Below are 12,494 nucleotides of genomic sequence, written 5' to 3' on the forward strand. Positions count from 1 at the left end.
TTTAAAATCTAATTATATAGAAATGATCAACGAGTAAAGCAACAAAGAGAATTAACAAATGCCAAATGGAAAACTTAAAAGTGTCCATCGCTATTTTTTTGTCTTCGCTTACTTTTAATTGCCAAGCATATTTAAGAAACAGTAGGTTTAGGATTGTACTTGATATCAAATAAATTAAGCCAGACATCGCGACCAAATAAGGTAAAAAACAGACCAGCGTAAGTAGTACCGTATATAAAACAATAGAGTTTTTTGTAAATGCCAAACCATGAGTCACTGGCAACATAGGAATATTTACCCTTGCGTAGTCATCTCTACGATGAATAGCCAATGCCCAAAAGTGCGGAGGTGTCCAAGTGAAAATAATCATCACTAACAAAAAGGCGTTGGGATGCAAATCACCGGTCATGCTAACCCAACCTAAAAGTGGTGGCATTGCACCTGCTAACCCGCCAATAACAATATTTTGGGGCGTAAGTCTTTTTAATACCAAGGTATAAACCACGGCATATCCAAACAAACTGGCTAACGTTAGCCACGCTGTGAGTGGATTTACGAAGGCGTATAACAATGCAAAACCAAATGCCGCTAAAGAGAATGAGAATATGATAGCTAAGCGATTTGTTACTCGTCCTTTAGCAATTGGCCTGTTGTATGTTCGTGCCATTTTTGCATCAATTTTCTGATCTACAATGTGGTTCATGGCCGCGGCTGCAGCTGAAAGCAAACCAATTCCAATCGACGACACTAAAAGTAGGTCTAAAGGAGGCCAACCTGATTGAGCTAAAACCATGCCGACAATTGCCGTTATCACTAACATGAATACCACTTTAGGTTTAGTGATTTCATACAAGTCTTTTAACAGGCCTGAAAACGAGTTGAATGAACTAGTTAGGGTATTTGAATAAGCCATTGTTACGCCCCTTGTTGCATTAATATGCTGTTATTATTGGGATTTTCACTTGGTACTTTATTAAATTCTATTTGTTGATGTAGCTTTTGTTGCCTTGAAACGTAATGCCATAAAACCAGTAAACTGGCGAGTAGCAACAAGCCAACAAAGTTATGACTCACTGCAACATACAAAGGGAGATGGAATACAACATTTGAGATCCCCAAGGCAATCTGTGTTGTGGTGATTGCCATGATTACAATGCCAAAAGGCCTTAGCTGGGTTTGTCTAAACAAAAGATAGAGCAGCATAAGAATACTAGCGGTTACAACCATTGCTCCTACTCTATGTAAAACATGGATAGTCATTCTTGCTTCGTAAGGAAATACTCCAAACTCGTAATCTTCATAACCCGTTGGCACTGATAGTGCGCTACCAATATCAAACTTTTGTTGCCAACCTGGTTCACAAATAGGTAGGTCGGTGCAAGCTACCGCTGCATAATTAGCTGCTGTCCAACCACCTAAAGCAATTTGAAGTACAACCAAAAGGAAACTGGCTTTGATAACTAGTTTCAATTTTGACGATACATTAACCGACTCAGGTACACCATGGAGTATGTCGCTTTGATTTAGGCTTTGTGTTCGGAGTTTGAGCGTCAAAAGGAGAATTAAACAGAAGGTAGTAAAACCGCCAAGTAAATGACCCATTACCACGAGTGGCATTAAATTCATGGTCACTGTCCACATCCCTAATACTGCTTGAAAGCCAACGGTAACAAGCAATAATCCAGAAAGCTTTAGATGTTGTCTAGCCATAACATTTAGTATAAACATGACAAAAACCAACATGCCAAGTCCACCAGCAAAATAGCGGTGAACCATCTCATTTCTAGCTTTGTGGTATTCAACTGGACGCTCTGGATAAGCTGACTCTGCTAATTCAATATGCTCAACTTCAGTAGGTACGGTAAGAAACCCATAACAACCAGGCCAGTCGGGGCAGCCCAACCCAGCATCAGTCAACCGAGTATAAGCACCTAATATAATAACGACACAAACTAACAACAAAGATAAAATAGATAATCTATAACGAAAATTTAACATCTGAACCCTTCTTATTTTTATTATTCGGGGTGTTTAATTATTAACCTATACGAGCATAATTTAACAGCTTTTTCAAATCAGAAAGTATGTCTTTACTAGTTCTAATTGTGATTTCACGCGTTTGACTGCCCGGGTACTTCAAAATAACTTTGCCCATTGGGTCGATTACATAAATATGATCACTGTCTAAGTCTTGATTATTAGCAGAATAGGCTTTTGTCGCTGGGTAATCTTGCAATGGCATTTCATTTGTTAATACCCACGCATTGACTCTTTTTTGCAGTTTACCTAACGCTAAATAGGTTTGATTTAGTCCATAAAGTTGCTCTTCACAAAACGCATCACAACCAGATGCTTGTGGCTGATAAACAATGCTCCACATGGGCGTTTCAGTTTTTATAGGTAAAACTATTTCTTGTTGTAAAAACTTACCTTTATTAGTCGCTGCTGGCGTATACCAACCCATTTTTAATACTAAATATGCAAGCACCAATGGCACTACAGCCATCGCCACAAATATCCCAAAGAATGATTTAGACTTCATTATTATTCCTTTTAGTTTTAGAACTACCTGATCGCAAACTAGCGAAGAGAAATACAATCACCGCCGCTACCGCTAGCAAAAACCACTGCACCGCATAGGCAACGTGTTTTTCTGGCGGCATAACAACGGGTTTATAAAGTTGAGGGTGTTGGTTTATCGTGTTTGAACTTGCATACAAAAACACTGGGCTCGTGGAAGGCGTCTTATTTTTGTGAAATTCCAAAATTGCATTAACCGACTGAACTCTCTGTGGAAAAGAGTACTCACCTGTTTTGTCACTTAAAGTAAATTGCTCAAGATCAGTGGTTTTTAGTAGGCCCGTAACGTTCACCTTTTCCGGCAATAACACTTCTGGCAACTCGGCTCGTGTTGCTGGCGCTTTCCACCAACCTAAATTAACAAAAACGTAAGCATTACCATTGTTAACAGAACTATTGCTAACAAAGCCATCACTCTTGCCAACAAAGCTATCATTGTTAGTGTGAGTAACTGAGCTACCAACAAGTGCCGGCACCACTACGTCATAACCTGCTTGACCTTGGTATATCTTGTTGTCTATCAACCAAATTGACCGGTTGTCTAATGTTAATTCTAACGTAACTTCTTTATTGTTTAACTCAGAGACGTCACCAAGTGTGATGCTGTTTAAGAGATTTTGTTGAGATAAAACAACGCCGTTTGTTTGCTCTAGGAGAATACGTTTCTGTTCGGCACGCTCAAGTTGCCAAAAGCCTAACTTGCACAAAATCAAAAATGCCGTCACAGTAATCACTAACGACCATGGTGTGAATTTAAAGCGTTTTAAAATATGCATACGTTTTTCATGACCAATTCAACCTAACAACCAACTACTAAAATATAGGCAAGACAATGGAATTTATAGTTAAAGCCATCATCGTCATTTTACTTTTAAGTATTATTTTCAACTTGTTTAAAGCGATGTTTACTATGTTAAAAGGTGATGAAAAAGCACCACCTATGTCGCATTTTATAGGACGTCGATTGTTATTTACCGGCGCACTAATGTTGTTGTTACTCATATTGCTTGGGCTTGGTATTATTGAACCTAACCCAAGCCCTTACACCAAAGCTTAACTTTTGTTTATAGGATATAAACGAATATAAATAAGCAAACCCAAACCACATCAACAAAGTGCCAATACCAGCTTGTTGCTTGGAAACCAAAATGGTTTTCAGGTGTAAAGTGTTCTTTCAACACTATTCTAAAGAACATAATAATAAGCATTATGGTCCCTAGCGTTACATGTAAACCATGGAATCCTGTTAGCAAGAAAAACGTATTACCATAAATGCCACTGGACAACATTAATCCCATTTCTCTGTATGCGTGAATATATTCTTCAACTTGTAAAACCAAGAATATACAGCCAAGTAATATAGTCGCACCTAACCACACTTTAAGTTGAGAACGTTTATTTTGTTCAAGCCCAACATGTGCAAAATGGAGTGTCACTGACGAAATAAGTAAAATAATGGTGTTGTATAACGGTAATCCAGTCCAACCCATTGCTTCAGTTGTTGTTCCATCTGGTGTTTTAACAAGCGGCCAAATAGCTTCAAAAGCTGGCCACAATACTTCATGTGTACTGAGGTTGTTACTAGCTCCGCCTAACCATGGAACGGAAAACATTCGGGCATAAAATAAAGCCCCAAAGAATGCCCCAAAGAACATCACTTCAGAAAATATAAACCAGCTCATTCCTTGTTTAAATGAACGGTCCATTTGAGCGCTATACATGCCACTCATTGATTCATCTATAACGTTTCTAAACCAACCAACTAACATAAATATAATGGTCAGTATGCCTGCTAGCAGCAGGTAACCGCTAAAACCGGACTCCCCTTTGGTTACGTCATTAACATAACCTCCAGCCCCAAACGCTATGCAAAATAAGCCGATAGCCCCCACAATTGGCCATGGGCTTTGAGCTGGTACGTAATACTTTTGATATTCACTAGACATTATTTGCCCTCTCTATGAGCATTATTATTCTGAATCAGCAAAAAGCTCTGCAAAAGCAGATGCTTCAATCTTGTCACTAATATCAAACAAGGTGTAAGACAATGTAACGGTGCCGTATTCCGCTGGTAATTCTGGGTCTATATAAAACTGCAAGCCTAGTTTGGCTAGTTCGCCCTTTTCCAACGGTTGATGGTTAAAGCAAAAACACTCAACTTTATTAAAATAAGTTGCAGCTAACCCCGGGCTAACCGAAGGAATTGCCTGCACGACCATGTCACCTGCTGATTGATTCGAAACTAAAAAATTAACTTCATGATGTTCACCTGGATGGACTTTTATACGCTTAATTTCTGGTTCAAAAGTCCAAGGCAAACGACCTTGGGTATGGGCGATAAACTCAACGGTAACTAACCTATCAACATCTACGGCTTGTGATTGTGACGCCACCGAATTACTTGTTTTCCCATTTAACCCCGTGATGTCGCAAAAGACATCGTAAAGAGGCACGAGCGCAAAACCGAAACCAAACATAAATACCACGGTAAAAACCAACTTCTTGATCAGCTTTACGTGATCGGGTTTAGTATTTTGTTGAGCACTCATAAAAACCTCTTTTGACCGTTACTTAATGGTCGGTGGCGTTTCAAACGTATGATAAGGAGCCGGAGATGGTACTTCCCACTCTAGGCCTTCTGCGCCTTCCCATACTTGATCCGTCGCCTTTTCCCCGCCTTTAATACACTTATAAACCACAGCTACAAATAACAACTGAGATAAACCAAATGCAAAACCACCAATACTTATAATGGCGTTAAAGTCTGCAAATTGAGTCGCGTAATCTGGAATACGACGAGGCATACCAGCAAGCCCAACAAAGTGCATAGGGAAGAATAAAACGTTCACTGATACTAGCGATAACCAGAAATGTAACTTAGCCAGACCTTCGTCAAACATATGCCCTGTCCACTTAGGTAACCAATAATAAGCACCCGCCATAATGGAGAAGATGGCACCCGTTACCAGCACATAATGGAAATGAGCAACCACAAAGTAGGTGTCGTGGTACTGGAAATCTGCCGGGGTGATTGCCAGCATAAGGCCGGATAATCCACCTATGGTAAATAGCACAATAAAGGCAATGGAGAACATCATTGGTACTTCAAAGGTCAATGCACCTCGCCACATTGTAGCTACCCAGTTAAAGACTTTTACGCCGGTAGGGACCGATATCAACATGGTGAAGTACATAAAGAATAACTCACCAGCTAATGGCATACCCGTCGTGAACATGTGATGCGCCCAAACCATAAACGATAGAATCGCTATTGAGGCCGTTGCATAAACCATTGAAGAATAACCAAACAAACGTTTGCGGCTAAATGTAGGAACGATTTGAGAGATAATGCCGAAGGCTGGCAAAATCATGATGTAAACTTCAGGGTGCCCGAAGAACCAGAATATATGCTGGAACAGGACGGGATCGCCACCACCGGCTGCACTAAAGAATGACGTAGCGAAATATTTATCCGTCAATACCATAGTTACCGCACCAGCCAATACCGGCATAACCGCTATCAACAGGAAGGCCGTTATTAGCCAGGTCCAAACAAACAGCGGCATTTTCATGAATGTCATGCCGGGTGCTCGAAGGTTAAAAATGGTCACGATGACGTTAATGGCGCCCATGATGGATGAGATACCCATAATGTGAACAGAGAACACAAAAAACGCTGTGCTGTCGCCACTGTAGGTTGTTGATAAAGGAGCGTAGAACGTCCAGCCAAACGCAGGACCACCGCCTTCCATAAACAATGACATTAAAAGGATAAGGAACGCGAACGGTAAAATCCAAAAGCTCCAGTTATTCATTCTTGGTAACGCCATGTCTGGCGCGCCAATCATCATTGGAACCATCCAGTTTGCCAAACCAACAAAGGCTGGCATTACCGCACCAAAAACCATAATCAAACCATGAACCGTGGTCATTTGGTTAAAGAAGTTTGGTTCTACTATTTGTAAGCCTGGTTGAAAGAGCTCAGCTCTGATAACCATAGCCATTGCGCCACCAATAAAAAACATTAGTAGTGAAAACAACAGGTAAAGGCTACCAATGTCTTTGTGGTTTGTTGTTAGTATCCAACGCATAATGCCTTTAGGGGCACCATGGTGTTCATGATCGTCGTGATGATCGGTTGCACTATTTTCTATAGAACTCATGACATGCCTCCTATTGACTTGTTAAGTAAGCGTTAATTTGAGCAGCTTGCACTGCGTCACCGGTATTGTTACCCCAAGCATTACGCTCGTAAGTTACAATTGCTGCGAGGTCTTTTAAGCCAAGTTGCTTGCCGTAACCTTGCATTGCAGTACCCGGTTTACCATTAACAACAATATCAATATGAGCGCCAAGATCTTCAATGGCAATTTTGCTGCCTTTTAACGCAGGGAATACACCAGGAATACCTTCACCTGAAACTTGGTGGCAAGCAGCACAATTAGCTATGTATGCCTTTTCACCCACTTTCATTAACTCATCATAAGACATGTTCATGGCAAGTAGTTTTTGCTCTTCTTCTTTAGCGATACGTGCCATTTCAACTTCTTGTTTCATCCACGCATCAAAGTCACCCTGCTCTTTGGCAATAACCACGATTGGCATAAAGCCATGATCTTTACCACATAGTTCAGCACATTGACCTCGATAAATACCTGGTTCGTTTACACGGGTCCAAGACTCATTTATAAAGCCCGGGTTTGCGTCTTTCTTAACGGCAAACTCTGGTACCCACCACGAATGAATTACATCATCTGAGGTAATTAAGAAGCGCACCTTTTTACCCACAGGGATCACCAAAGGGCGATCCACTTCTAATAGATAATTTTCGGATTTTTCGCGTTCGTTCGCAATTTGTTGGGGGGCGGTAGCAAGGAGGCTGTAATACTCTAAGTCATGATCAAAGTATTTATAATGCCACTTCCATTGTGAACCCGTCACTTGAACGGTGAGGTCCGCATCACTGGTGTCTTCCATTTCTATCAGGGTTTTTGTGGCTGGAAATGCCATACCGATAAGAATAATGAAGGGAACCGCGGTCCAAATTATTTCAACTTTGGTGCTTTCATGGAAATTAGCCGGCGTTACGCCTTTTGATTTACGATGATGGAGCATTGAATAGAACATCACTCCAAAAACTAATATAGCTATCACACAACAGATGTAGAAAATGATCATGTGCAAGTCATAAACACTTGAACTTATGTCTGTCACCCCTTTAGTAAGGTTAAGACGCATGTCATCGGCCATTGCGGAATTAGCAAATACGGCAGTTGGGACTAACCAACTTAATTGCTTAGCAGTCACACAGAATCCTCCATAATGAAAAACAGTAAGGGATTCTGTACAACCCACCTCAGTACCAGCCAAGACCCAACGCACAACCAATGTGCGGCCTTAGACAGTGCTCCCCGTATGCTTTTAAATTATTATTTTTATAGTCCAAAACTGCTTCATGCAGTTTGACGTTGATTTAGTTTAATTTTTATTCAACAAAATTAACGTATATCTTTTAACCAAGGAGTGCAAATTTTAATCGGTGAATGACCGCCAATTGAACAATAATTAATCAATTGACGGTTTAAAAGGTTATAAACTTTTCTTAGGAGGGAGCGCAGAGTTAGCAAAAATAAGTCCTGCTACCAATGACATAAGTATTATTAGAGATTGTTGTCCTGCGGTTTCTGCTGAAGCAAAACCTTCGCCCGCAATATATGAATTTAAGCTAATAAAGGTTTTACTGCCTGGTACTAAGACAATCAAACCTTGCATAGTAACAATTACAGCTGGTGCATTAGCTAAACGTGTAAATAGATTCCCGTATATGCCAACCATAAAGGCACCAATAAAGGCGCCAATACCAACATCGTAGTGTATTGAACCGTAGTGACTTGTGCCGTAAGCAACAAAACCAATCAGTAATGACCAAACCATATGTCGACGCCTAGTTCTGAAAGCAATAATAAGCGCCCAGCCTAGAATAAATATCGCCAACCAAGCCGTCCACCACGGCAACAATTCTTGAGCTACAAACTCAACTTTGCCAAACATTTCCTGTCCAAGCTCAACGCCAACAAATGCTCCAAAGTACAATTTAAACAGCATCATCACAGCGTCCATTATTTTGGCCGTGCCTGATACTAAGTGGCGCGCAGACAATTCTTGCAAGCCAATCGTTAACGCTAAACCAGGTATTAAAACGATAATGGATGACAAAATAGCTAAATGGATGTTAATTCCAGGGTCTACATAGGCTGCGATTGCACAAGCCCCCATAGCCGACATCATTGCCACTAATGGCTCCAACATATTGGCTATGCCTTTAGAACGCTCTGACCATAAAATAAACAGATAAACAACGATACCTAATAAACCAGCCCACAATGACGTGTTCCAGCTTGTATTCATCAGCATCGCAAATGCGCTACCAGACATGCCAAATGAAAAACCAGTAGCTAAACGGCCATAAGGATTTGGCATAAATTCAATTTCATCAAGGCGCTCTTGTGCTTCTTCTACGCTAAGTTCACCACCTAACACTAAATCAACAACATCATCGGTACGTGATAAAGAGCCCATGTCTAAGTCGCCAGGATCAACCCTTGCAGCATGTGTATATTCATCTTCATGCCCTTCCGTCCACAATACAAAGGTCATTGATGTAGGCGATATTATGAAAGATGAACGAAGACCTATCGCATCAGCAAGCGTCATTAAGTGCGCTTCTAATCGATAAGCGGGTGTGCCATATTTATGGAGCATTTTTCCCAAGCGAACGATAAATTTTCGTTTCTGCTTAAATGCCTCTTGCTGGTCTTGCATCTTACTCGCCTTTTTCTTCGCTGGTATTTAACGGCGTATTGTCCGCCATTGGCTCCGCTACTAATTCTAGTCGCTCATGCTCAAAGTCTGAATGATTAGGCTCAATTTGTGGCATCGTTTTGGTTACCTTGTTAGATAACTGATTAAACCGCTCAACTTTACCAGCCAAACCTTGTTTACCCGCGAGTCCCTTTACGGTTTCATTATATTGGTTGCTTACTGTATTTAGTGACTTGCCCAGCTTTTGTAAACGCTCAGCTACAACACAAACTTGATTGTATATTTCGCCTGCTCTTAAGCTAATTTCTTTAGCTTCAGTATTACCTTGCTCAATACGCCATAAGTTAGATACTGTTTTTAATATTGGCATTAGAGTTGTGTGTGACACCAAGATAACATTTTTTTCGTAACCGTAATTGAACAAGTCTTTTTTGTGTTTCATAGCTTCAATATAAGCTGGCTCAATAGGCATAAACATTAATACAAAACTAGGACTTCGCAAGCCAATCAAGTTTGAATAGTCCTTTTTAAACAAATCATTAATATGATTTTTAATGGCATTGCAGTGCTCATCTAAGGCGGAATTAACCTCTGCATCTGATTCGGCAGCTATCGCTTTATCATAAGCCACTAAAGATACTTTGCTATCAATAATAATGTGTTTATTGTCTGGCAGTTTAATAACAAAGTCAGGAAGCCTTCGGTTACCTTCCTCATCAACTCTGTTCTCTTGCGTATCGTAATGATCGCCTTTCATTAGCCCAGCTAACTGCAGTGTTCGTTCTAGTTGAATTTCACCCCAATTACCGGTGGTCTTTTTATCACCTTTAAGCGCCGTTGCTAAATTGTTGGCTTCATTAGTCATTTGTAAACCAATATCCAGCACTTTTTTCAGCTCAGAGCTTACCGTTGCCTGCCCTTTGACTGACTCACTATGCACTTCGTTCACCCGCTTTTGAAAGCCTTCAACTTGCTCTTTAAAGGGTCTTAAGATTGCATCGAGTTCGGTTTTATTAGATTGACTAAAAGACTGACTTTTTTCATCTAAAATTTTGTTCGCTAAATGAGAAAACTCTAGTTTTAACTGTTCACGTTGTTGCTCAACTTGCGCCTGTTGTTGCTCAAAATTCTTTTGTTTTTCAACAAAACTAGTTTTGATTTCCGTTAACTCCGACGTTAATGACATCAGCTCTTGCTGTTTGCCTTGCAGCTGATGTTGCATCGCAATGTTGTGATCTTTAAGTTCATCAATAGATAAGTTACGCTCGTCAATTCGAGTTTCTAAGCCTTCAATTTCAGCCGTTAACGCTGCTACTTTTTGATGTGAAAGTTGTGCTTGGGTTTGAAAGTTTAAGGTTCGCTGTTCACTAGCTTCAAGTGCTTGGGTCAGTTCTTCAACTTTAAGAGTATGTTGATGTAAGGTTTGATTTGTTTCTTGCAGCTGCAACGCCGCGCTTTGAAGGCTATTTTTGGCACGAAAATACAACCTTATAATCACTATTAAAGCAATTAATAATAAGGCAATTATAAAATCGGATTGGCCAAACTGGAGATGAAAATTTTCCACGAATCAAAGACTTCTATTCCAAACTAACAAGAGTGACATTGTGCCTATACAAGCCATAAATTGGAATGACCAAACCGGACTTTGTGCCAATTAGTTTTTATATTTCCGGTCTAGGATTTTAGAACAAAAATGCAGACTAAAAGTTAAACAACTTGAGAGTACCGTCGCTTATTCAACTGACTCGCTAAATAGGTATCAAACGTCATGCAAATATTGCGAACAAATAAACGAGCTTCACGACGAATAGACAATGATTCTTTTGATGTTTCGAGCATGCCGTCTTGCTCAAATGTTTTGAGACTTTGTAGCTCTGATTTAAAATAACGACTAGCCTCAATTCCCCACTGACTCTCAATTTCTTTAAATTGAATTTTGAAATTGCACATAAGAGACTGAATAACATTAGCTCGAATTAAGTCGTCATGAGTTAAAATTCGTCCGGCAAGTTCAGGCAAGTGCTCTCCTATAGAATAAGCGTCATAATAGTCTGATATTTTTTTCGGGTTTTGCATATAAACATTGCCAATATGGCTGATTGACGACGCGCCAATAGCTAACAAGTCTGAGTCTTCTAGGATCGTGTAACCTTGAAAGTTACGATGCAATTGATTGTTATTCTGTGCCGTTACTAAATTATCTGTAGGCTTTGCAAAATGGTCAAAACCAATTGCTTCATATCCACCCTCGCCTTGCCCTTTACCGCACAACATATCATTGGCAAATAACATCAACTCAAGTTTCGTTTGGGCAGAAGGCAACCATTCATCTTTTATTTTTCTTTGTGATGAAAATCGCGCAGGTAAATGTGCGTAACTGAATAATGAAATGCGGTCTGGATCAAACATCAGCACATCTTTTAATGTTTGCTCAAACACTTCTTTATTTTGGTGAGGTAGTCCATAAATCAAATCAAAATTAACAGAATCAAACCCAATCTCTCTCACCCAACGCAATACACTACCAACAAGCTCATTTGATTGAACTCGGTTAATAGCTATCTGAACCTCAGGATTGGTATCTTGTATGCCAAAGCTAAGTCGATTAACGCCGCAGGCTTTGAGTGTTGTGAGTAACTTTTCATCAACATGGCGAACATCTAATTCAACACTAATTTCCGCATTTTCTGCTATATCGAAGTCTTGCTGAATTGCCGTGAAAATTTCAACAAATTGCTCAGGACGCAAAAAGTTTGGTGTACCACCACCAAAATGAATCTGGTTAATAGGCTTATGTTTTAAGGCTTCGCCGCGGCGTTTTAGCTCCTGCAACATAGTTTCAACATATTTAACGGATTTTTCTTGATGCCTAGAGACTATTTTATTGCACCCACAATAAAAGCAAAGTTGATGACAAAATGGGACATGAAAGTAGAGTGACAGCGTCTTATTCTCAGAGGCCATTGCTGCGGCTCTTTGAAAGTTATCGGCAATTTTCTGATTGAACTCAAGTGCAGTTGGGTAAGACGTGTATCGAGGACCGTTTACGTTGTATTTTTGTAGCCAGTGCAATTGATTATTCATAACTT

General features: G+C 40.1%; 12 protein-coding genes. 1 reads left to right on the forward strand and 11 read right to left on the reverse strand.

The genetic code is table 11. The features are described 5' to 3' along the window. Window position 1 precedes the first annotated feature (1 nt). From cyoE to ABD009_RS13610, 4 genes are read right to left on the reverse strand one after another with little or no spacing between them, the layout of a single operon-like run. The gene (cyoE, locus tag ABD009_RS13595) at window positions 2-913 is read right to left on the reverse strand and encodes a heme o synthase (protein ID WP_343826304.1); all 912 of its coding nucleotides are present in this window, start codon (window positions 911-913) and stop codon (window positions 2-4) included. Between the two features lie 2 nt (window positions 914-915). After that, on the reverse strand, window positions 916-1,998 hold the full coding sequence (locus ABD009_RS13600; protein ID WP_343826306.1) for a COX15/CtaA family protein: 1,083 nt from the start codon (window positions 1,996-1,998) through the stop codon (window positions 916-918). 40 nt (window positions 1,999-2,038) lie between these two features. Continuing rightward, on the reverse strand, window positions 2,039-2,542 hold the full coding sequence (locus ABD009_RS13605; protein ID WP_343826308.1) for a transmembrane cytochrome oxidase associated protein: 504 nt from the start codon (window positions 2,540-2,542) through the stop codon (window positions 2,039-2,041). Beyond that, on the reverse strand, window positions 2,532-3,356 hold the full coding sequence (locus ABD009_RS13610) for an SURF1 family protein (protein WP_343826310.1): 825 nt from the start codon (window positions 3,354-3,356) through the stop codon (window positions 2,532-2,534). Before ABD009_RS13610 ends, ABD009_RS13605 begins: the two co-directional genes overlap by 11 nt. 56 nt (window positions 3,357-3,412) lie before the next feature. On the opposite strand from ABD009_RS13610, the gene ABD009_RS13615 reads away from it, so the two are divergent. Continuing rightward, window positions 3,413-3,637: a DUF2909 family protein gene (locus ABD009_RS13615; protein ID WP_155696786.1), complete on the forward strand. Its 225-nt coding sequence runs from the start codon at window positions 3,413-3,415 to the stop codon at window positions 3,635-3,637. Window positions 3,638-3,644: 7 nt separating this feature from the next. On the opposite strand, the gene ABD009_RS13620 is transcribed toward ABD009_RS13615, so the two are convergent. From ABD009_RS13620 to hemN, 7 genes are all read right to left on the reverse strand, one after another. Next, window positions 3,645-4,526: a cytochrome c oxidase subunit 3 gene (locus ABD009_RS13620; protein WP_343826313.1), complete on the reverse strand. Its 882-nt coding sequence runs from the start codon at window positions 4,524-4,526 to the stop codon at window positions 3,645-3,647. Window positions 4,527-4,550: 24 nt separating this feature from the next. Beyond that, entirely contained in the window at window positions 4,551-5,129 is a 579-nt protein-coding gene (locus tag ABD009_RS13625; protein ID WP_343826315.1) for a cytochrome c oxidase assembly protein, read from the reverse strand. Window positions 5,130-5,147: 18 nt separating this feature from the next. Continuing rightward, window positions 5,148-6,743, reverse strand: a complete 1,596-nt coding sequence (ctaD, locus tag ABD009_RS13630) for a cytochrome c oxidase subunit I (RefSeq protein WP_343826317.1) — start codon at window positions 6,741-6,743, stop codon at window positions 5,148-5,150. 10 nt (window positions 6,744-6,753) lie between these two features. After that, entirely contained in the window at window positions 6,754-7,830 is a 1,077-nt protein-coding gene (gene coxB, locus ABD009_RS13635) for a cytochrome c oxidase subunit II (RefSeq protein ID WP_486374858.1), read from the reverse strand. A gap of 339 nt (window positions 7,831-8,169) precedes the next feature. After that, entirely contained in the window at window positions 8,170-9,402 is a 1,233-nt protein-coding gene (locus ABD009_RS13640; RefSeq protein WP_343826320.1) for a threonine/serine exporter family protein, read from the reverse strand. Window position 9,403: 1 nt separating this feature from the next. Next, on the reverse strand, window positions 9,404-10,849 hold the full coding sequence (locus ABD009_RS13645) for a DNA recombination protein RmuC (RefSeq protein ID WP_196492533.1): 1,446 nt from the start codon (window positions 10,847-10,849) through the stop codon (window positions 9,404-9,406). 263 nt (window positions 10,850-11,112) lie between these two features. Beyond that, window positions 11,113-12,489, reverse strand: a complete 1,377-nt coding sequence (gene hemN / locus ABD009_RS13650) for an oxygen-independent coproporphyrinogen III oxidase (RefSeq protein WP_343826323.1) — start codon at window positions 12,487-12,489, stop codon at window positions 11,113-11,115. Between the last annotated feature and the right edge of the window lie 5 nt (window positions 12,490-12,494).

The organism is Psychrosphaera haliotis (assembly GCF_039523615.1).
Lineage (GTDB): Bacteria > Pseudomonadota > Gammaproteobacteria > Enterobacterales > Alteromonadaceae > Psychrosphaera > Psychrosphaera haliotis.

Excerpts from the sequence above, each read along its gene's own strand:
- ABD009_RS13615 (WP_155696786.1), top strand. The coding sequence starts at position 3,413 with ATGGAATTTATAGTTAAAGCCATCATCGTCATTTTACTTTTAAGTATT.
- hemN (WP_343826323.1), bottom strand. The coding sequence starts at position 12,489 with ATGAATAATCAATTGCACTGGCTACAAAAATACAACGTAAACGGTCCT.
- ABD009_RS13605 (WP_343826308.1), bottom strand. The coding sequence starts at position 2,542 with ATGAAGTCTAAATCATTCTTTGGGATATTTGTGGCGATGGCTGTAGTG.
- ABD009_RS13625 (WP_343826315.1), bottom strand. The coding sequence starts at position 5,129 with ATGAGTGCTCAACAAAATACTAAACCCGATCACGTAAAGCTGATCAAG.
- ABD009_RS13620 (WP_343826313.1), bottom strand. The coding sequence starts at position 4,526 with ATGTCTAGTGAATATCAAAAGTATTACGTACCAGCTCAAAGCCCATGG.
- ABD009_RS13640 (WP_343826320.1), bottom strand. The coding sequence starts at position 9,402 with ATGCAAGACCAGCAAGAGGCATTTAAGCAGAAACGAAAATTTATCGTT.
- ctaD (WP_343826317.1), bottom strand. The coding sequence starts at position 6,743 with ATGAGTTCTATAGAAAATAGTGCAACCGATCATCACGACGATCATGAA.
- coxB (WP_486374858.1), bottom strand. The coding sequence starts at position 7,830 with ATGGCCGATGACATGCGTCTTAACCTTACTAAAGGGGTGACAGACATA.
- cyoE (WP_343826304.1), bottom strand. The coding sequence starts at position 913 with ATGGCTTATTCAAATACCCTAACTAGTTCATTCAACTCGTTTTCAGGC.
- ABD009_RS13600 (WP_343826306.1), bottom strand. The coding sequence starts at position 1,998 with ATGTTAAATTTTCGTTATAGATTATCTATTTTATCTTTGTTGTTAGTT.
- ABD009_RS13610 (WP_343826310.1), bottom strand. The coding sequence starts at position 3,356 with ATGCATATTTTAAAACGCTTTAAATTCACACCATGGTCGTTAGTGATT.